The sequence below is a fragment of the Streptomyces sp. DSM 40868 genome (assembly GCF_011820545.1).
In the GTDB taxonomy this organism is placed as follows: Bacteria; Actinomycetota; Actinomycetes; order Streptomycetales; family Streptomycetaceae; genus Streptomyces; species Streptomyces eurythermus.
The window spans coordinates 1,820,001-1,841,573 of record NZ_CP050504.1; the positions used below are offsets into that span (position 1 = coordinate 1,820,001).

Here is a 21,573-nt window from a genome sequence, read left to right on the forward strand (position 1 = left end):
TCCAAGATGCCTTGGAGGTTCGTATCCGGTATTAGACCCCGTTTCCAGGGCTTGTCCCAGAGTGAAGGGCAGATTGCCCACGTGTTACTCACCCGTTCGCCACTAATCCCCTCCCGAAGGAGGTTCATCGTTCGACTTGCATGTGTTAAGCACGCCGCCAGCGTTCGTCCTGAGCCAGGATCAAACTCTCCGTGAATGTTTACCGGTAATCCGGTGACACATCACGAGAGCGGTGCGAGAGGAGGAATAGTCCCCTCGCACACAGCGTCCTCGCTGTGTTTTTTCAAAGGAACCTCGTCCCAGCTGATGCTGGAGACGGGGTATCAACATATCTGGCGTTGACTTTTGGCACGCTGTTGAGTTCTCAAGGAACGGTCGCTTCCTTTGTACTCACCCTCTCGGGCTTTCCTCCGGGCGCTTCCCTTCGGTGTTTCAAACTCTACCAGGCTTTTTCCGTCTCTCTGACCACCCTCCTGCGAGCACGCAGAAGAAGATCCAGAGATCAGGATCTGATGAGTTTGGTTGCCGCCAGGAGCTGGGCACTGTTTCGTGCCTCTCTGCCCCGAGCAGGGTTATGACTGTACACGCGGCCTTGAAGGCCATGCAAATCGCCTTGGTTGGTGGTCTAGACCACTAGCTGGTAGCTTCTATCCGGAACCGCCAGTTCATTTGACATACGCTGCTGCTCAGTGCGCCGTCCGGGACAGGCGGTGACGGTCCGCGAGCAGCTCCACTCCCTGGGAGGCTTCCCATGACCACCGTGACGTCCCCTCTTGCTGGACGGGCCATCGGACTGGCCGCAGTGCCGGACCCGGTCTTCTCCGGGGCCATGGTCGGCCCGGGTACCGCGATCGATCCCGTGCGCGAGGCCTCCGAGGCGGTGGCGCCCGTGGACGGCGTCATCGTCTCCCTGCACCCGCACGCGTTCGTCGTGGTCGACGAGAGCGGCCACGGGGTGCTCACCCACCTCGGCATCGACACGGTGCAGCTCAACGGCGAGGGGTTCGAGCTGCTCGTCGCCAAGGGGGACAGGGTCACCCGCGGCCAGGCCGTCGTCCGCTGGAACCCGGCCGCCGTCGAGGCCGCCGGCAAGTCCCCGGTGTGCCCGGTCGTCGCCCTGGAAGCCACTGCCGAGTCCCTCTCCGAGCTGCGTGACAGTGGTGACGTGAAGACCGGCGACAGCCTCTTCTCCTGGAACTGACGGCCGGGCCGTTCCAGAACGGCGCACAGGACAACCACCACCGCGGCGGGACCCGCCGCACTATCGGAGACGGGTGAGATGGAGACAACGCTGCGAGGCGTCGGCGTGAGCCATGGTGTGGCGATCGGCGAGGTTCGGCACATGGGCACGGCGGTGCTGGAGCCGCCGGCCAAGCAGATCCCCGCCGAGGACGCCGAGCGGGAGCAGGGGCGCGCCCGGCAGGCCGTGGACGCCGTGGCCGCCGATCTGATGGCGCGCGGCAATCTGGCGGGCGGCGAGGCCCAGGCCGTGCTCGAAGCGCAGGCCATGATGGCCCAGGACCCCGAGCTGATGGCGGACGTGGACCGGCGGATCGCCGTCGGCAGCACCGCGGAGCGCGCGGTCTACGACGCGTTCGCGGCGTACCGGGAGCTGCTGGCCGGTGCCGGTGAGTACCTCGCGGGGCGCGTGGCCGACCTGGACGACGTGCGGAACCGTATCGTCGCGCGGCTGCTGGGCGTGCCGATGCCGGGTGTCCCGGACAGCGACCAGCCGTATGTACTCGTGGCCCGGGACCTGGCTCCGGCCGACACGGCGCTGCTGGACCCCTCCCTGGTGCTCGGTTTCGTGACCGAGGAGGGCGGTCCGACCAGCCACAGCGCGATTCTGGCGCGGGCGCTGGGGGTGCCGGCCGTGGTGGCGCTGCCGGGCGCCGGTGAGCTGGCCGAGGGCACGGTGGTCGCCGTGGACGGCAGCACGGGCGATGTCTTCGTCAGCCCCAGCGAGGAGAAGAAGGCGCAGCTTTCGGCCGCGGCCGCCGAGCGCAAGGCGGCGCTGGCCGCCTCGACGGGCCCCGGTGTGACCGCGGACGGGCACAAGGTGCCGCTGCTGGCCAACGTGGGCGGGCCGGCGGATGTGGCGGCCGCGGTCGAGGCGGGTGCCGAGGGCGTCGGTCTGTTCCGTACCGAGTTCCTGTTCCTGGACGACAGCAAGAAGGCTCCTTCCGAGGAGAAGCAGGTGGAGGCCTACCGGCAGGTGCTGGAGGCGTTCCCCGAGGGTCGTGTGGTCGTACGGGTGCTGGACGCGGGCGCGGACAAGCCGCTGGACTTCCTGACGCCGGCGGACGAGCCGAACCCGGCGCTGGGTGTGCGGGGCCTGCGGACGCTGCTGGACCACCCGGAGGTGCTGCGCACCCAGCTGACGGCGCTGGCGAAGGCCGCCGAGGGGCTGCCCGTCCACCTCGAGGTGATGGCGCCCATGGTGGCGGACCGCCAGGACGCCAAGGCGTTCGCGGACGCCTGCCGGGAGGCGGGTCTCCAGGCCAAGTTCGGTGCGATGGTCGAGATCCCGTCGGCCGCGCTGCGGGCGCGGTCGATCCTGCGGGAGGTCGAGTTCCTGTCGCTGGGCACCAACGACCTCGCGCAGTACACGTTCGCGGCGGACCGGCAGGTGGGCGCGGTGTCGCGGCTGCAGGACCCGTGGCAGCCGGCGCTGCTCGACCTGGTGGCGCTGTCGGCCGAGGCGGCGAGGGCCGAGGGCAAGAGCTGCGGGGTGTGCGGTGAGGCCGCGTCCGATCCGCTGCTGGCCTGTGTGCTGACCGGTCTGGGTGTCACCTCCCTGTCCATGGGGTCGGCGTCGATTCCGTATGTCCGCGCCACGCTGGCGAAGCACACGCTGGCGCAGTGCGAGCGGGCCGCGGCGGCGGCGCGTGCGGCGGACAGCGCCGAGGAGGCGCGCGCCGCGGCCCAGGCGGTGCTGTCCGGCGAGTAGCCGGCCGGTGCCTTCGGGTGCCGTTCGGTCAGGGGCGTCCCGCCTTCGGGCGGGGCGCCCCTGTCGTGTTTGCCGGCGGTGGCCGGTGTGTCAGTGGCGGTGGGCCGCTGCCGTGCCGTCGTCTCCGAGGTCGGGGGGTGCGTCGTAGTCGACGCCGGACTCGGGTGGGATGAGGTCGCCGGTTTCGACGTCGGTGCAGTAGGCGTCGAAGACTTCCGAGGCGGTCAGGGGCTCGAGGGTGCCGCCGCGCAGTCGCCAGCCGTAGACGCGGTCGGGGGTGCCGGCGGCGCTGGTGCGGATGACGAGTCCACCAGGGCTGCGGGTGGCCAGTCCGAGGGCGAGGACGCTGGTGAACTCCAGGGCCTCCGCCTCGTCCAGGCGGGTGGCGCCGTTGCCGTCCTGGTCGCCGTGCAGGACGGAGACGAGGGTGTCCGGTGGTCCGGAGACGGTGCAGACGAGGTGCCTCTCGCCGGGTGGGGCGGTGTCGAGGATGCGGACCAGGAGTTCGGAGGCACGGGTGAAGGCGGCCCTGCCGATGTCCTCGCCGCAGGTCGGGCAGGGTCCGAGGCGGGTGAGGAGGGTGGTGGCGTACTCCCAGGTGGCCTGGCGTACGGCTTCGTCCACGAGCTGGGGCAGGAGGTCGGTGAGCGGGCGGCCGTCGTAGGGGACGGTGGGGCCGGTGGTCGCGAGGTGTGCGGTGAACCGGCTGCGGCTGGCCGGGGCGTCCGGGTCGAGTCCGGTGTCCGCGCAGTACGCGGCGTAGTCCTCCGGGTCGAACAGGGCGAGTGTGGTGTGGCTGCCCTGTGCGGCGCGGGTCCTCAGGACCGTTTCCAGGTGCCGGAGGTAGGTCGTGTGGTCGTCGAAGGTGAAGCTGCGGTAGCGCCGCATGGCGCGGAAGTCGTGGTCGTCGGTGAGGACGCCGATGGTGCCGGCGATCTCGCGGCGCAGGACGCGTCGCAGGGTGTGGTGGTCGGTGTGCGCCATGATTCCCCCAATGCGCGGTCGATCAATGCTCACTCACCGTAACGGTCGGCACTGACAACGGCTGTCCGACGAGGCTCGCGGACCGGGGCATGGGGGGCGTTTTTCCAGGTCATGACTGGTGTTTGGTGCGACGGGTCCCGGACGCCGCAGCGGGGTCCGGGACCTGTGCGGAGGGTGATGTTCCGGTGGGTCAGCCGCGCTTGCGGGCCAGTTCCTCGTAGAAGGCGAGGAGGGCGAGGTTGTCGATGGAGCCGGGGTTGACCGCCTTTTCCAGGGGGGTGCCCTGCAGGAGGCGCTTGACCGGTACCTCGATGCGCTTGCCGGTGAGGGTGTGCGGGATGCCGGGGACCTCGATGATCTCGTCGGGGACGTGCCGGGGTGAGAGCTGTTCGCGGATGGTCTGCTTGACGCGGTTCAGGAGCGTCTCGTCCAGGACGGCGCCCGGTGCGAGGTGCACGAACAGCGGCATCCAGTAGCCGCCGTCGGGTTGTTCGACGCCGATGACGAGCGATTCCCTGATCTCCGGCAGGCGTTCGACGACCTCGTAGATGTCGGCCGAGCCCATGCGTACGCCCTGCCGGTTGAGGGTGGAGTCGGAGCGGCCGTGGATGATCACGGAGCCCCGGGAGGTGACGGTGATCCAGTCGCCGTGGCGCCAGACGCCGGGGTAGGTGTCGAAGTAGCTGTGGTGGTAGCGGCTGCCGTCGGGGTCGTTCCAGAAGTGGATCGGCATGGACGGCATGGGCTGGGTGACGACCAGTTCGCCGACCTCGTCCACGAGGGGTCGGCCGCTCGGGTCCCAGGAGCGCAGGTCGGTGCCGAGGCCGGGGGCCTGGAGTTCGCCGGTGTACACGGGCAGGGTGGGTACGGCGCCGGCGAAGCAGGAGCAGACGTCCGTGCCGCCGCTGACGGAGGCGATCCACAGGTCGTCGCGCACCTCGTCGTGCAGCCAGCGGAAGCCGTCGGGCGGCAGCGGGGAGCCGGTGGTGGCGACGCACTCGACCCTGGACAGGTCGTAGTCGCGGGCGGGGTGGACGCCGGCCTTGCGGCAGGCCATGACGTAGGCGGCGGAGGTGCCGTAGAGGGTGGCCCCGGTGCGTTCGGCGATCCGCCACTGGGCGCCGGTGTCCGGGTGGCCGGGGCTGCCGTCGTACAGGACGATCGTGGTGCCCGTCAGGAGGCCGGAGACGAGGAAGTTCCACATCATCCAGCCGGTCGAGGTGTACCAGAAGAAGCGGTCCTCGGGACCGAGGTCGCAGTGCAGGCCGAGCTGTTTGAGGTGTTCGACCAGGATGCCGCCCTGCGACTGGACGATGGCCTTGGGCAGGCCGGTCGTGCCGGAGGAGTACAGCACCCACAGCGGGTGGTCGAAGGGGACCTGTTCGTAGACCGGCTCGGTGTCCCCGGCGGTCAGCGCCGACCATTCGAGGGCGCCCTCGGGGGTGTCGGTGCCGAGCAGCGGGATGTGGACGACGGCGCGCAGGGTGGGCAGTTCGCGGCGCAGTTCGGCGACGATCTCGCGGCGGTCGTGCTCCTTGCCGCCGTAGCGGTAGCCGTCGACGGTGAACAGGACGACGGGTTCGACCTGCTGGAAGCGGTCGAGGACGCTGCGGGCGCCGAAGTCGGGGGCGCAGGAGGTCCATACGGCGCCGACGGCGGCGGTGGCGAGGAGGGCGACGACGGCCTGCGGGATGTTGGGGAGGTAGCCGCTGACGCGGTCGCCGGGGCGTACGCCGAGGGCGCGGAGTCCGGCGGCGAGCGAGCCGACCTGGCGGCGCAGCTCGGACCAGGTCACCGGGCGGGGTTCGTGGGTCTCGTCCACGCACAGGAGGGCGGGTTCGCCGGCGCGGTCGGCCGCGGCGCGCAGGGCGTGTTCGGCGTAGTTGAGGGTGGCGCCGGGGAACCATCGGGCGCCGGGCATGGCGCGGTCGTCGAGCACGCGCGCGTAGGGGGTGGAGAAGCGTACGTCGAACCACTCCGTGACGGCTTTCCAGAAGGTGTCGAGCTGGTCGACGGACCACCGGTGCAGGGCCGGGTAGCCGCCTTCGGCCGGGGCGCCGTGGTGTTCGGCGGCCCATGCCTGGAACCGGGTGATGCGGGCCTTGGCGATCCGCTCGGGGTCGGGCTGCCAGAGCGGCTGGGGGTTCGCGGTCGACATGGGAGGCTCCCGGGCTGTGCGCGTCGTGTGCGTCGGTCCGCGCACGGGCTGGGGTGTGCGCGTGACGCGGCTGACACGGACGATGCCATGTGATCGACTTCTGCACCAGGGTTCGCCCCACATAGTCGATGTCGTGAAGATGTGGCCCGGCCACGGGTGAACGGCAGTTGAACGGCACGCGCGCGTGGGGCGCTCAGTGGCAGGGTGAGCAGCATGGACGGTCGTGACCTGGTGCGTTCGGTGAGTGTGGTCGGTTCGGGGAGGGCGGCTCGGGGGTTGCGCACCGTGCGGGCCGCGTGGCGCAGGAGGCGTATCGACGCGGCGGGGCTGCCGCGGCGGGGGCCCGAGCGGGCCCGGGTGCCGGGGCTGGTGCGGGACGTGGAGCCGGGTCCGGGCGGCGGTCTGATCCGGTTCAGCCGTTCCGAGCTGCGGATCGTGGTGGCGGCGAACGGAGCGGTGTTCTGGGGGTGGGACGGGGCGGGCGCGCTGCCGTCGTACGCGCTCGCCGGGAGCGGTCCGGAGCCGGATCCGCGGGCGGTGCTGGAGCCGGACAAGGACGGCGGCTGGCGGGTGGTGGCCGAGCGGGTGACGGTGGTCGTGTCGCGGCACGGCGCGGTGCAGGTGTGCACGCCGGGCGGGGTGGTGCTGCGGCGGGAGCTTCCGCCGCGCTGGTGGGAGCCGGTGGGCGGGGGCGCGGCGCGGTGGATGCAGCGGTCGGAGGTGGCGGCGGACGCCCGGTTCTTCGGGCTGGGCGGGCGGGCGTCCGGTCCGCGGCTGCGGGACGGCAGGTACCGGCTGTGGAACACCGATCCGGGCCGGGCGTTCGGGCCCGGTGACGATCCGCTGCACCTGACCATGCCGGTGCAGCTGGTGGTGGCGGACGCGGGCACGCACCTGGTGTTCCACGACACCACCTGGGACGGGTCGGTGGTGCTGCGGGAGGGCGAGGAGGGTGCCGGGTCCGGGCACGACCGGGCGGGGCGCTGCGAGGTGCACATGGACGGCGGCCCGCTGCGCTGCTGGGTGATGGTGGGCACCCCCGCGCGCGTGCTGTACACGTGGGCGTCGCTGACCGGGGCGCCCGCGCTGCCGCCCGCGTGGGCCCTGGGGTACCAGCACGCGCGGTGGGGATCCGGCAGCGAGCAGGAGGTGCGCCGGGTCGTCGCCGGCCACCACGAGCGGGGGCTGCCGCTGGACGCCGTGCACCTCGGTGCCGGCCACTACGACGGCCACCGGGTGTTCACCGTCGACCAGGAACGTTTCCCCAAGCTGCCGGTGCTGGCGGAGGAGCTGCGCCGGGACGGGATCCGGCTCGTGTCGGCCGTGGATCCGTCGGTGCGGGCGGAACCGGGCGATGCCGTGTACGACGGCGGCGAGGCCGTGGACGCGTTCGTGCGGGACGCGCGGGGCCGCACGGTGGAGGGTCTGGCGTGGGCCGGCGAGTCGGTCTTCCCGGACTTCACGCACGCGCGCGTGCGCGCGTGGTGGGGCGGGCTCTACCGGGAGCGGCTGGAGCAGGGCTTCGCGGGTTTCTGGCACGACATGAACGAGCCGACGTCGTTCGGCGCCTTCGGTGAGCCGACGCTGCCGCGCTCGGCCCGGCACGCCCTGGAGGGGCGCGGCGGTGACCATCAGGAGGCGCACAACGTGTACGCGCTGTGCATGGCCCGGGCGGCCTACGAGGGGCTGCGCGAGCTGGCGCCCGAGGAGCGGCCCTTCGTGCTCTCCCGTTCGGGCTGGGCGGGGCTGCAGCGGTACGGCGGCACGTGGTCGGGGGATGTGGCGACGGGCTGGCCGGGGCTGCGGGCGTCGCTGTCACTGGTGCTGGGGCTGGGACTGTGCGGAGTGCCGTATTCGGGCCCGGACGTGGGCGGTGCCCACGGCAGTGCGTCGCCGGAGCTGTATCTGCGCTGGTTCCAGCTGGGCGCGTATCTGCCGTTGTTCCGGACCTACGCGGGTCCGCGGGCGGGGCGCCGGGAGCCGTGGGAGTTCGGTGCCGAGGTGCTGGAGCACGCGCGCTTGGCGCTGCTCGAACGCCGGCGGCTGCTGCCGTACTTCGTGACGCTGGCGCATCTGGCCCGGCGGACCGGGGCGCCCTATGCGCGGCCGCTGTGGTGGGGGTCGCCGGAGGACCGGGCGCTGCGCGACTGCGAGGACGCGTTCCTGCTGGGCGACGGCCTTCTGGTGGCACCGGTGCTGGAGCCCGGTGCCGGCCGGCGTGCGGTGCGGCTGCCGCGGGGCCGCTGGTACGACACGGCGACGGAGGAGGTCTACGAGGGGCCGGGGCGGGTCGTGGTCGACGCGCCGCTGTCCCGGGTGCCGGTCTTCGCGCGCGCGGGGGCGGTGCTGCCGGTGCGGGGCGCCGACGGGGGGCTGGAGCTGGAGGTGTGGGCGCCCGCGCGCGGGCGGACCGGGGGCGGTCTGGTGGTGCCGGACGCGGGCGACGGGTGGGACGAGCCGGAGATCGAGCGGTATGCCGCCCGCGAGCGGGACGGACGGGTGGTGGTGACCCGGGAGCGCGAGGACGGCGCGGCCGAGCCGGCGCGTCCGGTGCGCGTGCGCGGGCGGGGCTGAACCGCCCGGCTCAGACGTAGCGGCCCTCGAACCAGGCTTTGACGGCCACGGTGTGCAGGGGGAAGGCGAGTTCCTCGGGCCTGCGCAGGAGGTGCCAGCCCTCGGTCTCGTCGGTGGGGCCGGAGGCGGGCAGTCCCTCGGCCGGGCGTTCCGGGAGCAGCCCGAACAGCAGCAGGTGCCCGTCGGGCGCGCTCATGGCGTCCACGAGCCGTACGTCGCGGGCGGCCGCGTCGATGCCGGTCTCTTCCCCGAGTTCGCGGACGACGGCCTGCTTCCAGTCCTCGCGGTCGTCGATGTAGCCGCCGGGCAGGGCCGTGCCTCCGCGCGCGGGGGCGACGGTGCGGGTGATGACGACCAGGGCCGTGCCCTTGGTGTCGTACACGGGCTGGAGCGCGATCGCGACCGGCAGGGGGTTGCGGTAGGCGACGGTGCCGCAGGACGGGCAGGTGCGCGGCCAGCCGGAGATGCCCTCTCCAAAGGGCGCTCCGCAGCTCGAACAGTGGGAGTCCGGCACGGAGTTGGCAGTGGGTTGTTGAGTTTCGGACACGCGCGGACTGTATCCGATCACAGGAGGGACGCGTTCCGGCAGCGAGCCGTCAGGAACGGGCGGATCGGAATGAGGCGGCCGGAATCACCCCCGTCGGTCCCGGCCGCCCCCGCTGTAACACGACGCCGTCGGTGACCTTTCGGTTCACCGCTGCGGCCTGCCCATTTCCGGCGACCCGTGGCATAGTTCCGACGAGTCGTCAGGTGCCCGCCTGTGCCTCGGTCTTCTTCCCGCGCGAGGACGTCCACTGCCGCAATCCGCACTGCGCGGGCGGCTCCCCTGGAGGAGGTTGTGCTGTCGCGAAAGGGGCGTATCCGGTCGTACACCGACAGCCGTTACCGGCCTCCGTCACCCCAGAGGTACGACGGACGTCCGCCAGGTCGCCGGGCCACGGATGGGCATCACCGCCAGCCAGGGGCTGTTCGGGCACGGGTCCTCGGTGATCGCCGTGCGGTGAGCGAGGCCGGACCGGCGCGGGTCGGAATTGGCCACCCTCTGTGACCGCCGCGGAATCCTGCGTGAACGTCTCATGAACTGAGCGCGGGCGTGCGCGGGCGGCGCCCATCATGCTCCCGTGCACTCCTGGACGGATACTCTCCGCTTCGCCTTCCAGCCGGTGGTCAACCTGAGGACGGGCGCGGTCGCCGCACTGGAGACACTCGCCCGCCCGGAAACCGGCGACATCCTGGCCGAGGCCCGCCGGGACCCGGAACTGGACGGCAGGCTGGCCGTGCTGGCGTTCCGCGCGGCGGCGCGCAAGGAGACACTGCTGCCGCTGCACCTGAACGTGTTCGCGGCCACGCTCGCCGACCTCGGCGGCCTCACCCCGCTGCACGACGCCGTGCGCGGCGCGGGGCGCATGCCCTGGGAGGTGACGCTCGACATCGTCCCGCCCTATACGCACGTACCGCACCGGGCCCTGCTGGAGGCGGTGGCCGCGCTGCGCGAGCAGGGGTTCCGGATCAGCGCGGACGGCATCGGGGACGGCGACGTACCGCTCAGACTGCTCACCGACCTCTCCCCCGGCCTGGTCAAGCTCGACGCCTCGCTGCTGGCGCGGCCGGCCGCGGTGCGGGCGATGCGGACGCTGTGCGAGGAACTGGGCGCCCTGGTGGCGGTGGAGGGCGTGGAGACCGAGCACCAGTGCGCGGCGGCCCTGGCGGCCGGTGCGCAGCTGGCGCAGGGCGAGCTGTTCGCGCCGCCGGCCCGGATCCCCGCCGTGGACGTATACGTTCCGTCCCTCGCGCCCGGTGCCCCGGCCACGCCCCGTCACGGGCCGTCGGTGCGCGAGTTCGTGCGGCCCGCCGCCGTACTGCCGCTGTCCGCCTCGGCGGAGCGGGTGCGGGCCCTGCTGACCGGTTCCCCGGAGGTCTCCGGGGTGCTGCTGGTGGACCCGTCCGGGCGGCCCGTCCGGTCGGTGCACCGCTCGCGGTTCCTGCTGTCGATGTCCACCCGCTACGGACACGCCCTGTACGCCGGCCGGCCGGCGTACAAGCTGGGCGACACGCCCCGCACGGTCGGGGTGGACGCGACGGCCTGGGAGGTGCTGGACGTGGTGGCGGTCGGCGGCCGGGACCGGACCTCGGACGATGTGGCGGTGGTGGACGAACAGGGCCGGTGCGTGGGGGTCGTACGGCTGGCGGACCTGGTGCGGGCGCTGGCCGAGAGCCGGGTGGAGGAGGCGGCCGGGCTCAACCCGCTGACCAGGCTGCCCGGTTCGGACGCGATCGTGAGCGAGGTGGACCGGCGGATCGCCGAGGGGCGGGCGTTCGCGCTCAGCTGGCTGGACATCGACCACTTCAAGCAGGTCAACGACGGCGCCGGGTTCGCCGCGGGCGACGAGCTGATCCGGGCGGTCGGCGGCGCGCTCCAGCGGGCGGCGGGGCAGGCGCGGGTGGGGCACATCGGCGGGGACGACTTCCTGGTGCTGGCCGACGAGGAGGCGCTCGGTCCGCTGGCGGCGGCCGTGCTGGACGCGTCCTGGACGGCGGGCGGGCGGCCGGTCACGCTGTCCCTGGCCACCGTCGTGTGCGCTCCGGGCAGCGTGGGCGACCACCACCAGGCCGCCGCCCGGCTCGCTCCGCTGAAGAAGGCGGCGAAGGCGCTGCACGGCGGAAGCTGGGTGCTCGGCCGGGCCGGGCTGCCCGGGCACGAGGTCCGGCGCGGCTTCTCCGGGCCGGCCCCCGCGCAGGCCGGGTTCGCGGCCGCCGAGCCACAGCGGTGAACGGCCGTCGCGGCGCGCCTGTGACCGGAAGGTGGCCGGCGGGCCGGTGTGACCGACACCGTTCACAGCCTTGACGCCCCTGCGACGCCGGTGAAAACTTCCCGGTGCCAGACGACATCGCCGTACATTTTCGGTGTTATCCGGCACCAGGGCACGGGTCTGTCCTGTCGCACGGCCCGTACCCCGGTCGGCGGGGGTACGGGCCGTGTCCGCGGGCGGGTGGCGAAGGAGGCGGTCAGCCGATGGCGGCCCGGCGGCGTTCGGCCGTGTACGCCATCGCGTGCCGGACTAGGCCGATGAGCACCTCCTTGACCGACTCCCGGTTCCGGGCGTCGCACAGCAGCAGGGGCACGCCGTCGTCCAGGTCCAGCGCCTGGCGGACGGCCTCGGCGGGGTACCGCGCGGCGCCCTCGAAGCAGTTGACGCCGACCACGAAGGGTATGGAACGCCGCTCGAAGTAGTCGACGGCGGCGAAGCAGTCCTCCAGGCGGCGGGTGTCGGCGAGGACGACGGCCCCGAGGGCGCCCTCGGACAGCTCGTCCCACATGAACCAGAACCGTTCCTGCCCGGGTGTGCCGAAGAGGTAGAGCACCAGGTTCTCGCGCAGGGTGATGCGGCCGAAGTCCATGGCCACCGTGGTGGTGTGCTTGCCCTCCACACCGCTGATGTCGTCGACCGGGCGTCCGGCCTCGGTGAGCAGCTCCTCGGTGCGCAACGGTCTGATCTCGCTGACCGCGCCGACGAGGGTCGTCTTGCCCACGCCGAAGCCGCCGGCCACCAGGATCTTGAGCGTGACGGGCTCGACCGGGGGCTTGCCGCGCTCAGAACGCCCGAAGATCATCGATCTCTTCTCCTGCTTGATGGGGTTCGGGCGACGGTCGGCCGTAGCCGCCGCCACCGGGGGTTTCGATGACGAGTACGTCTCCGGGGCCGACGTCGGCCGAGCCGCTCCCGCCGAGGTCGGTGACCGTGCCGTCGGCCCGCTCCACCCGGTTGGCGCCGAGCGCTCCGGGTGCGCCGCCCGCCATGCCGTACGGGGGCACCCGGCGGTGCTGGGAGAGCGTCGAGACGGTCATCGGCTCCAGGAAGCGGATGCGGCGCACGGCACCGTCACCGCCGCGCCAGCGCCCGGCGCCGCCGCTCCCCCGCCGGACGGCGAACTCCTCCAGCCGCACCGGCAGCCGCCACTCCAGGACCTCCGGGTCGGTGAGCCGGGAGTTGGTCATATGGGTCTGGACCACGTCGGCGCCCGGGAAACCGTCGCCGGCGCCGGAACCGGAGGCGACGGTTTCGTAGTACTGGTGGCGCTCGTTGCCGAAGGTGACGTTGTTCATGGTGCCGGAGCCCTCCGCCTGCACCCCGAGCGCGGCGTACAGGGCGCCGGTGATGGCCTGGGAGGTCTCGACGTTGCCGGCGACGACGGCGGCCGGCGGCTCGGGAGCGAGCAGGGAGCCGGGCGGCACGATGATGTCCAAGGGGCGCAGACAGCCGTCGTTGAGCGGGATGTCGTCGGCGACCAGAGTGCGGAAGACGTACAGGACGGCCGCGTTGACGACCGCGCGGGGCGCGTTGAAGTTGGTGGCCAGCTGCGCGGAGGTGCCGGTGAAGTCGATGGTCGCCCGGCGTTCGGCGCGGTCGACGCGGACCGTGACCCGGATGACGGCACCGGAGTCGGTCTCGTAGGCGTACGCGCCGTCGTCCAGGGCGTCGATGACGCGGCGGACGGCCTCCTCGGCGTTGTCCTGGACGTGCCGCATGTAGGCCTGGACGACGTCGAGGCCGAACTCGTCGATCATGCGGCGGACCTCGTCGACGCCCTTGCGGTTGGCGGCGATCTGCGCCCGCAGGTCGGCGAGGTTGGTCCGCGGGTCGCGCGAGGGGTACGGCGCCCCGGTGAGCAGGCGCAGCGTCTCCTCCTCGCGGAAGCGCCCGTCCTCGGCGAGCAGCCAGTTGTCGAAGAGGACGCCCTCCTCCTCGATGGTGCGGCTGTGGGCCGGCATGGAGCCGGGGGCGATGCCGCCGATCTCGGCGTGGTGGCCGCGTGAGGCGACGTGGAACAGGAGCCGCGGCTCGCTGCCCGTGTCCGTCGCCCGGTCGGTGTCGAAGACGGGCGTGATCACGGTGACGTCGGGCAGGTGCGTGCCGCCGTGGTAGGGGTCGTTGACGGCGTAGGTGTCGCCCGGCCGCATGGCGGAGCCGCGGCGGCGGATGACCTCTTTGACACTGGTGCCCATGGAGCCCAGGTGGACGGGGATGTGGGGGGCGTTGGCCACCAGGTTGCCGTCCGGGTCGAACAGGGCACAGGAGAAGTCCAGCCGTTCCTTGATGTTGACGGACTGGGCGGTGGACTCCAGCCGGGCGCCCATCTGCTCGGCGATCGACATGAAGAGGTTGTTGAAGACCTCGAGCAGCACCGGGTCGATTTCCGTGCTCGCGTCGGAACTCTGCGTGATCGCCGCGCGTTCCATGACCAGATGCCCGTCATCGGTCGCGGCGGCCCGCCAGCCGTCGTCCACGACGGTCGTCGCGCCGGCCTCGGTGATGAGCGCGGGGCCGGTGACGGTCTCGCCGGGCGGAAGGGCCTCCCGGCGGTGCAGGGGTACGTCGCGCCAGTGGCCGCCGGTGCACAGACGGGCGGTGCCGGGCGCCTGGGCGCGGCCCTCGTACGGGGCGAGGGCGGAGAGATCGGGGGGTGCGGTGAGGCCGGTGGCTTCGACGGAGAGGGCTTCGATCACCACGGGGCGGTCGAGGGTGAAGGAGTACACGGCGCGATGACGTTCCTCGAAGTCGCGCCGCATGGCCTCGGGGGCGGTCAGGGCGACGGTGAGGGTGGTGTCGGTGCCGTCGTAGCGCAGCTGGGCGCGGCGGGTGACCCGGATCCGGTCCTCCGGGACGTCCTCGGCGACCAGTTCGGCGCGCGCCGCCGTCTCCAGGTCGTCGGCCGTCTCGCGGACGCGGGGCATGGCGGCGGCCTCCAGCGGCGCCTCCACGGACCGCTCCCGCATGGCCGTGGTGTCGGCGAGGCCGATGCCGAGCGCGGAGAGCACACCCGCCATGGGGGGTACGAGGACGGTGCGGATGCCGAGCGAGTCGGCGACCCGGCAGGCGTGCTGGCCGCCCGCTCCGCCGAAGGTGGTCAGGGCGTAGCGGGTGACGTCGTGGCCCTTCTGGACGGAGATCCGCTTCACGGCGCCCGCGATGTTCGCGACGGCGATCCGCAGGTACCCCTCGGCCACCTGTTCGGGGGTGCGGTCGTCGCCGGTGCGGTCGTGGATCTCGCGCGCGAGGGCGGTGAACCGGTCACGGACGAGGGCGGCGTCCAGGGGCTGGTCACCCCCGGGCCCGAAGACCGCGGGGAAGTGGCCGGCCTGGATGCGGCCGAGCATCAGGTTGGCGTCGGTGACGGTGAGCGGGCCGCCGGCGCGGTAGCAGGCGGGGCCCGGGGCGGCGCCGGCCGAGTCGGGGCCGACCCGGTAGCGGGAGCCGTCGAAGTGCAGGACGGAGCCGCCGCCCGCGGCGACCGTGTGGATGGCCAGCATGGGGGCGCGCAGCCGGACTCCCGCGATCCGGGTGGTGAACACCCGCTCGTAGGCGCCGGCGAAGTGCGAGACGTCGGTGGAGGTGCCGCCCATGTCGAAACCGATGACGCGCTCGTAGCCGGCGCGCTGCGACATACGGGCCATGCCGACGATGCCGCCGGCCGGTCCGGACAGGACGGCGTCCTTGCCGCGGAACTGCCCGGCCTCCGTCAGCCCGCCGTTGGACTGCATGAACATCAGCCGCACGCCGTGCAGTTCCTCGGCGATGTGCCGCACGTAGCGGCGCAGCACGGGCGAGAGGTAGGCGTCCACGACGGCGGTGTCCCCGCGTGGGACGAGCTTCATCAGCGGGCTGACCTCGCTGGACAGCGAGATCTGCGGGAAGCCGATGCGGGCGGCGAGTTCGCCGATGGCGCGTTCGTGGGCGGGGTCGAGGTGGCTGTGCAGGCAGACGACGGCGAGCGCGCGGATCCCGTCGTCGTACGCCTGCCGGAGCGGGCCGGCCAGGGCGTCCAGGTCGGGGGCGCGCAGGACGGTGCCGTCGGCGGCGAGGCGTTCGTCCACCTCCACGACCCGTTCGTGGAGCAGTGCGGGCAGCTCGATGCGGCGGGCGAAGATGCGGGGCCGGTTCTGGTAGGCGATGCGCAGGGCGTCCCCGAAGCCCCGGGTGACGACCAGGAGGGTGCGCTCGCCCTTGCGTTCCAGCAGGGCGTTGGTGGCGACCGTGGTGCCCATGCGGACGGCCTCGACGGGCTCCCGGGAGTCGCCGAGCAGCTCGCGCACCCCGGCCACGGCGGCGTCGGCGTACCGGACCGGGTTGTCGGACAGCAGCTTGTGCGTGAGCAGCCGGCCGTCCGGGCGCCGCGCGACGATGTCCGTGAAGGTGCCGCCTCGGTCGACCCAGAACTGCCAGCCAGTCACGTCACTACCCCGCTCTCGCGCCGGTCACAGCGCCCGGAGGCCGTTGATCACGTCGCGCAGAATACTCTCGTCCGGCAGCTCGGCCGGCGGCACCGGGCGCGTCACATGGACGTACCCGGTGTGCACCAGATCGCCGATGAGCACGCGGACCACGCCGATGGGCAGGTCGAGTTCCGCGGCCAGTTCGGCGACCGACTGGGGCTCGTCCCGGCAGAGCCCGACGATGTCCACGTGCTCGGGGGACAGCGTCGGGTCCGTTTCCGGGTCGTCGGCGTCGAGCTCGGTGACGACCACCGCGATCAGGTCGAGGCGGTGCTGGCCCTCACTCGTGGTGCGGCCACGTGTCATCGCGTACGGCCGGACGACCGGCCCGGCCTCGTCGTCGAACCAGTGGTTTCTTCCCTGACCGTCTCCGCTCATGCCATCCCACTACCCGCCTGCGGGCAGATCGGTGCGCGGAGCGGTGCCCAGATGCACACCGACCCGCTTGACCAGCAGCGTCATCTCGTAGGCGACCTGTCCGACGTCGGAGTCGGCGTCCGAGAGGACGGCGAGGCAGCTGCCGTCGCCGGCGGCAGTGACGAAGAGGAAGGCGCCGTCCAGCTCCACGATGGTCTGCCGGACGCCGCCCGCGTCGAAGTGGCGGCCCACGCCCTTGGCGAGGCTGTGGAAGCCGGACGCGACGGCGGCCAGGTGCTCGCTGTCCTCCCTGGTCAGGTCCTTGGATACCCCGGTCGGCAGTCCGTCGCCGGACAGGATGACGGCCTTGCGGATGCTGGCGACCCGGTCCACCAGGTCGTCCAGGAGCCAGTTCAGCTCCCCCTTGTTCGTCGTCGTGTGGCCGGTGGCCTTCGGTGCGGTCATCGACCGTCTCCCTTGGTCGTTCCTTGTGCTGTGCCGTTGTGGGCCCCGTCGCCCGCGGCGTTCTCCTCCCGGCCGCGCTGCCAGCCGCGCTGGAGCGAGGCCATCCGGCTGCGGACCTCGTCGGCGTCACGGTCGGCGGGCTGCGCCGGGCGTCCGGCGCGCCGTTCGGTGTCCTGCTTGAGCTGGGGGGCCAGGTTCGCCTGGCGTACGCGCCGGGGCAGCGGGCTGACGCCCGGCGCCGGGGCGGGGTCGCCGGCGGGCGCGGTGGGGGTGCCGGGGGGCGGGGCCGGGTCCGCCGGAGTGCCGGGGCCGGAGGTCCGGGGCCGGGTGCGCCTCGGCAGCGCCGGGGCGTCGGGCGTCTCGCCGCCGCTCTCGCCCCGGGTCCCGGCCCGCTCGCCCGCGGGATCGGCCGGGGGACGCCGGGCGGCCGTGCCGCGGCGGCGGGAGGGCAGCGGGGCCAGTCCGCCTAGGTCGGAGGCGCCCGGGCCGCTGGTGGGTTCCGGGGCCGGTTCACCGCGGCGGGGCCGCTGGTCGGTGACGGGCTTGCCGTGCGAGCTGACCAGCTTGGGCGTCTGCCGCCGGGGCAGCGGTACGGCTCCGTGGTCGCCGGTGTCGTGGTGCGCCGGCTGCTCGTCGCCGCCCGGGCGGGACCGGCGGGGGCGGAACAGGCCGCCGCGCTCGCTGTCCTCGTCCGGGAGGGCGCCGGGGAAGTCCTCCAGCGCGTCGAGATCGACGGGCGCCTCCAGCTCGACCGGGCCGTCCAGCACGGAGGTCTGCGGACCGGGCAGCCGCAGCGGTTCCGGAGACCGCCCGCGGCCGAGCGCCTGCTCGCCGCCGTTGCCGGCGCGGTCCCGGTCGAGCCGGAAACCGACGCCGTTGGTGTCCGGGACGTCCTCGGTGAGCAGCGCGTCGGGGATGAACACCACGGCGGTGGTTCCGCCGTACGGCGACGGCTGGAGGGAGACCCGGACGTTCTGGCGCTGGGCGAGCCGGCTGACGACGAACAGGCCCAGCCGGTCGGTGTCGGACAGTTCGAACTCGGGCGTCTCGGCGAGGCGGAGATTGGCGTCGAGGAGTGCCTCGGCCGTCATACCGAGCCCCCGGTCGTGGATCTCCAGGGTGAAGCCGTTGGCGACCCGCTCGCCGACGACCTGGACGGCGGTGTGCGGGGGCGAGAAGACCGTGGCGTTCTCCAGGAGCTCGGCCACGAGGTGGGTGAGGTCGGCGACGGCGGGCCCGGTGACGGCGACCCGCGGCAGGCGCCGGACCTCGATGCGCTCGTAGTCCTCGACCTCGGCGACGGCGGCGCGGACCACGTCCATCAGCTGCACCGGGCGGCGCCACTGCCGGGAGGGCGCGGCACCGGAGAGGATCACCAGGCCCTCGGCGTGCCGGCGCATGCGGGTGGTGAGGTGGTCCAGCCGGAACAGGTCGGCGAGTTCGTCGGTGTCCTCGGTACGGCGCTCCATGCTGTCGAGCAGGGTGAGCTGCTTGTGCAGCAGCACCTGGCTGCGGCGGGCGAGGTTGACGAAGACCTCGGAGACGCCGGCGCGCAGTTCGGCCTGCTTGACGGCGGCCTCCACGGCGGCCCGCTGGAGGGTGTTGAGGGCCTGTCCGACCTCGCCGATCTCGTTCTTGTCGTACTCCAGGCGCGGCACCTCGGTCTCGACGTCGACCTGCTCACCGGCGGACAGCCGGCGCATCACGCTGGGCAGCCGGACGCCGGACGCCTCGTGGGCCTCCAGCCGCAGCTGGCGCAGGTCGCGGATGAGGGCGCGGCCGATCCGGATGGACAGGACGATGGAGACGAGGAGGGCGATCAGGCCGAGGAGGCCGACGACGGCCGCCTGCGCGATGACACCGAAGGCCACCGGGCGCATGCGGTCCTGGTAGCGGTCGCTCGCCTGGTCGTCCAGGGTGCCCAGTTCGTCCAGGACGGTGGCCGCGGCGGAGTCCCAGCTCTTGGCGGTGACCCCGCGGGGCGTGCCCGAGTCCATGGCGGCGACGGTCCGTTCGGCTCCGCGCAGGGGTGCCGTGGTGGGGTTCTTCCAGAAGCGTTCGTAGCGTGCGCGTTCGGCGGCGGGCAGCAGCGGCAGGCTGATGTCGTACAGGAGGGTGCGCTGGGCGACGAGGTCGGAGATCTGGCGGGTCTCGTCGCGGGTGACCCGGCCGACGACGAGGGAGGAGCCGAGCAGGGCGTCCTCGCGGGCGAGCAGTTCTCGGGCGCGGGTGAGGTTGACCAGGGCGCGGGCCTGCTTCTCGACCTCGACGTCGTCGATGCCGACGAGGGAGGCGAGCAGCGCGTAGCAGGGGTCGACGAGGCGGTTGTAGAGGCCGAGTGCCTGGGCCCGGGTGAGGGAACGCTCCTCGACGCTGCGACGCAGGGAGTCGAGGCCGTCCAGGGAGTCCAGGGCGGCGGCCAGGTGTTCCCGGCCGTCCACCTCCAGGCTGTCCCGGATGTCCTGGTCCGCGGCGTTCCGGCGGAGCGTGGTGATCGACCGGTCGGTGGCGGCGCGGGTGCGGTGCAGCGCGGACAGGGCCTCGGAGGCCCGCGGATCGGCGAGGTAGACGAGGGCCTGGCGGCGTTCCTGCTGGAGGACGCGGACGGTGTCCTCGGCCGGGTAGCCGATGTCCTCGACGGTGTCGGACACGCGGAACAGCTGGGCCACTTCCCGGCCGGCGAACACGGTGGCGAACGCCCAGACGCCGGTCAGGGACACCAGCGGCACGAGAAGCAGCGCCACGATCTTCCGGCGGATGGACTTCCCGCGAAAGCGCATGGCCTCCCCCAGCTCGACCCCCGCCGGCCGGGGGTGTTCATGTTCGTCAGCAAACGGCGCGAGCCTACTACCGCCCCACAGGTAACTCGAAGACATGTCCGGCGGGTGAAGTTCCGCACCGCAGGCGAGAGATGACGAGTTGTCCGGGCATTAGGGGAGATTGCCACCGCGATCCGGAGGGCCATGACCGGCCGTTTGTGGCAACTTTGACGGGCGGTTGGCCGGATTTTTTCGCCACGCGGGAATCTTCGCACGGTCTCGTTCGTCCTTCTCTATGGGAATTGGGGGCGGAATAGGCCACAGCGGCCGCATCCCGCGTCCCGGCGGCGTAAAGCGGCGCAAGCCGGGCAGCCACTGGGGAGACGGGGTCCTGGGACTCCGGGGGCGAGCGGTCTGCCGGCGGTGGGGAGTGGACACGGTGACGGGCACGGCGGAATGGCGCGAGGCGCCCGGGCAGAACGGGGCGGGGCACTCGCGGACACGGTGGGACAGCACGGCGCCGCGGGGCGGCGGTGAGCCCGGTGGCGACGAACCGCGGTACGGCTACCGGCCGTTGTGGGTCGAGGAGCCCGCGCGCCGGCATCCGGTGCCCGATCCGGTGCGTGCGGCGGCGGTGCGGGCCGTCCTCGTCATCGCGGTGACGCTGATCCAGGCGATGGTGGCGTTCCTGTGCACGCTGGCCGGTTCCTGGCTGGCTTTCCCGATGGTGATGGCCGGTGTGGCCGGCACGGTGGTGGCCACGTGGGCCGCGGTCGACGTGTGGGTGACCCGCCAGGTGTGGAACCAGCGGCACGGCGTGGTCTCGGAGCCGAGCAGCACGGCCCGGGCCCTCCGCCGGGAGCGGCGGGCCCGTCGCCGCGAGGAGCGCGCGGCCCTGCGGAAAGAGGATCGGATACGTCGCAGGGGTGGGGCGGGGCAGCTGTCGCACTCCTGACCGGGCGCTTCGACGGCTTCGATAGCATCGAGTTTCGCATGGCGCACGATGCGGCGCTGTGCGCAACGAACGCGTTCCCCAGGCAACGAGAGTCGAGCCATGCCCCGTACGCAGAAGCAGCCCGGCCGCGGCGAAGAGACCGGCCGGGAGCCGGGGGGCGAGGAGACCGGCCAGGGGCTGGGGCGTGAGGAGACCGGGCGGGAGCCGGGGCGCACGGAGCGGCGGGGCGGCCGTGGGGTGCCCGGTGCGGTGCAGTCGGTGGACCGTGCCGTGAGCGTGCTGGAGATCCTCGCCCGGCACGGCGAGGCGGGCGTCACCGAGATCGCCGCGGAGCTGGACGTCCACAAGTCCACGGCGTTCCGGCTGCTCGGCGTCCTGGAGAACCGGGGCCTGGTGGCCCAGGCCAAGGACCGCGGGAAGTACTACCTGGGGGCCGGTGTGCTGCGCCTCGCGGGAGCGGCGGCGGTGCGTCTCGACATCTCCCAGGAGGGTGTCCCGGTGTGCCGGGAGGTCGCCGACGAGCTGGGTGAGACGGTCAACATCGCCGTCCTCGACGACGACGCGGCGGTCAACATCATGCAGGCCCGCGGCACCGCGGCCGTGACCGCGCAGAACTGGCTGGGCAGACGCACCCCGCTGCACGCCACGTCCAGCGGCAAGGTGCTCCTCGCGCACCTGTCGCCGACCCTGCGCGAGGGTCTGCTGGCGCGGCCGCTGACGCGGTTCACGGATCGTACGGTCACGGGTGCGGCGATGCTGCGCGCCGAGCTGGAGACCGTGGTCCGGCAGGGGTACGGCGTCACGGTCGAGGAGCTGGAGCTGGGTCTCGCGGCCGTCGCGGCCCCGGTGCGCGCGCACGACGGCGAGGTGATCGCGGCGATCAGCGTCTCGGGTCCGGTGTACCGGCTCGACGCGGACCGGCTGCCCGAGGTGGCCCGGCGTACGGCCGCGGCGGGCGCCGAGCTGTCCCGGCGGATGGGGTACGGCTTCTGACGCACCGCTCCTGACGGCGGCGGCGCTCGGCGGCACCGCGCCGCTCCGCCGGGCCTGTTCCGCAGGGCGCGGTGTGCTGCGCGATACGGAACAGGCCGGGCGGAC

Annotated in this window: 14 protein-coding genes, 1 rRNA gene and 1 pseudogene (1 of these 16 cut by a window edge); 7 read left to right on the forward strand and 9 right to left on the reverse strand. The window is 72.9% G+C overall.

What is annotated here, in order from left to right; genetic code table 11:
• A 16S ribosomal RNA gene (locus HB370_RS08140) occupies window positions 1–196 on the reverse strand; it reaches 1,331 nt to the left of the window's first position.
• A 555-nt stretch (window positions 197–751) separates the two neighbouring features.
• Between HB370_RS08140 and HB370_RS08145 the strand changes: the two genes are divergently transcribed.
• Window positions 752–1,201 carry a PTS glucose transporter subunit IIA gene (locus tag HB370_RS08145; protein WP_030793408.1) on the forward strand — a complete coding sequence of 150 codons (450 nt, stop codon included), beginning with the start codon at window positions 752–754 and terminating at the stop codon, window positions 1,199–1,201.
• A 78-nt stretch (window positions 1,202–1,279) separates the two neighbouring features.
• A complete protein-coding gene (gene ptsP / locus HB370_RS08150) occupies window positions 1,280–2,950 on the forward strand; it encodes a phosphoenolpyruvate--protein phosphotransferase (protein ID WP_030793406.1) in 1,671 nt (556 codons plus the stop codon).
• Window positions 2,951–3,040: 90 nt separating this feature from the next.
• On the opposite strand, the gene HB370_RS08155 is transcribed toward ptsP, so the two are convergent.
• Window positions 3,041–3,934, reverse strand: a complete 894-nt coding sequence (locus HB370_RS08155; RefSeq protein ID WP_030793393.1) for a hypothetical protein — start codon at window positions 3,932–3,934, stop codon at window positions 3,041–3,043.
• Between the two features lie 190 nt (window positions 3,935–4,124).
• Window positions 4,125–6,092, reverse strand: coding sequence for an acetoacetate--CoA ligase (locus HB370_RS08160; protein WP_030793387.1), 1,968 nt, complete (start codon window positions 6,090–6,092; stop codon window positions 4,125–4,127).
• Window positions 6,093–6,305: 213 nt separating this feature from the next.
• Here HB370_RS08160 and HB370_RS08165 point away from each other — a divergent pair, with 213 nt between their 5' ends.
• Complete coding sequence (locus HB370_RS08165; protein WP_030793384.1) at window positions 6,306–8,666, forward strand: glycoside hydrolase family 31 protein; 2,361 nt, start codon at window positions 6,306–6,308, stop codon at window positions 8,664–8,666.
• Window positions 8,667–8,676: 10 nt separating this feature from the next.
• Here the strand turns inward: HB370_RS08165 and HB370_RS08170 are convergent, their stop codons facing one another.
• Entirely contained in the window at window positions 8,677–9,213 is a 537-nt protein-coding gene (locus tag HB370_RS08170) for an NUDIX domain-containing protein (protein ID WP_030793381.1), read from the reverse strand.
• A 209-nt stretch (window positions 9,214–9,422) separates the two neighbouring features.
• Here HB370_RS08170 and HB370_RS41820 point away from each other — a divergent pair.
• Window positions 9,423–9,567: pseudogene (locus HB370_RS41820) on the forward strand (benzoylsuccinyl-CoA thiolase); the annotation flags it as partial.
• 220 nt (window positions 9,568–9,787) lie between these two features.
• Window positions 9,788–11,437 carry a GGDEF domain-containing protein gene (locus HB370_RS08185; RefSeq protein ID WP_030793378.1) on the forward strand — a complete coding sequence of 550 codons (1,650 nt, stop codon included), beginning with the start codon at window positions 9,788–9,790 and terminating at the stop codon, window positions 11,435–11,437.
• 235 nt (window positions 11,438–11,672) lie between these two features.
• On the opposite strand, the gene HB370_RS08190 is transcribed toward HB370_RS08185, so the two are convergent.
• The 5 genes from HB370_RS08190 to HB370_RS08210 are packed head-to-tail and all read right to left on the reverse strand — an operon-like array spanning window position 11,673 to window position 19,541.
• Window positions 11,673–12,278 carry an ATP/GTP-binding protein gene (locus tag HB370_RS08190; protein ID WP_030793375.1) on the reverse strand — a complete coding sequence of 202 codons (606 nt, stop codon included), beginning with the start codon at window positions 12,276–12,278 and terminating at the stop codon, window positions 11,673–11,675.
• Window positions 12,259–15,897: a hydantoinase B/oxoprolinase family protein gene (locus HB370_RS08195; protein ID WP_030793371.1), complete on the reverse strand. Its 3,639-nt coding sequence runs from the start codon at window positions 15,895–15,897 to the stop codon at window positions 12,259–12,261. Before HB370_RS08195 ends, HB370_RS08190 begins: the two co-directional genes overlap by 20 nt.
• A gap of 24 nt (window positions 15,898–15,921) precedes the next feature.
• Window positions 15,922–16,317, reverse strand: a complete 396-nt coding sequence (locus tag HB370_RS08200; protein ID WP_030793369.1) for a DUF742 domain-containing protein — start codon at window positions 16,315–16,317, stop codon at window positions 15,922–15,924.
• 9 nt (window positions 16,318–16,326) lie between these two features.
• A complete protein-coding gene (locus tag HB370_RS08205) occupies window positions 16,327–16,761 on the reverse strand; it encodes a roadblock/LC7 domain-containing protein (RefSeq protein WP_030793366.1) in 435 nt (144 codons plus the stop codon).
• Window positions 16,758–19,541, reverse strand: a complete 2,784-nt coding sequence (locus HB370_RS08210) for a nitrate- and nitrite sensing domain-containing protein (RefSeq protein ID WP_030793363.1) — start codon at window positions 19,539–19,541, stop codon at window positions 16,758–16,760. The genes HB370_RS08205 and HB370_RS08210 overlap by 4 nt, the downstream gene beginning before the upstream one ends.
• A 418-nt stretch (window positions 19,542–19,959) precedes the next feature.
• Between HB370_RS08210 and HB370_RS08215 the strand changes: the two genes are divergently transcribed.
• Both HB370_RS08215 and HB370_RS08220 read left to right on the forward strand, forming a co-directional pair.
• On the forward strand, window positions 19,960–20,475 hold the full coding sequence (locus tag HB370_RS08215) for a hypothetical protein (protein WP_030793356.1): 516 nt from the start codon (window positions 19,960–19,962) through the stop codon (window positions 20,473–20,475).
• A gap of 249 nt (window positions 20,476–20,724) precedes the next feature.
• Window positions 20,725–21,468 carry an IclR family transcriptional regulator gene (locus HB370_RS08220; RefSeq protein ID WP_030793353.1) on the forward strand — a complete coding sequence of 248 codons (744 nt, stop codon included), beginning with the start codon at window positions 20,725–20,727 and terminating at the stop codon, window positions 21,466–21,468.
• Window positions 21,469–21,573 lie beyond the last annotated feature (105 nt).